The following is a 225-nucleotide window of genomic DNA, read 5'->3' as shown; positions in this document are numbered from 1 at the left end:
ACCTTTCCAGTATATTGGATGTATACAATGGAGAAGTAATTGCTTTCACGATTGGAGATAAGCAGGACACAGACTTTGTCTTAAACACACTTGATCAGCTGCCAACACTGCCTCAGAACTGCGTGTTGCATAGTGACCAAGGATCTGTGTATACATCTTATGAGTATCAGAAAGCTGTTAAAACAAAAGGCATTACCATGAGCATGTCCCGCAAAGGGACGCCCG

The 225-nt window shown here is 43.1% G+C and carries 1 protein-coding gene; it reads left to right on the top strand.

All coding sequences use genetic code 11. The annotated features are described in order from the left end of the window. Positions 1-225 (top strand): DDE-type integrase/transposase/recombinase (locus WA325_RS21370; RefSeq protein ID WP_336184169.1); only part of this gene is annotated, 225 nt, incomplete at both ends.

It is taken from the genome of Bacillus sp. 205(2023) (genome assembly GCF_037027485.1).
GTDB lineage: Bacteria > Bacillota > Bacilli > Bacillales > Bacillaceae > Bacillus > Bacillus halotolerans.
This window is presented reverse-complemented; position numbering and strand designations above follow the sequence as displayed.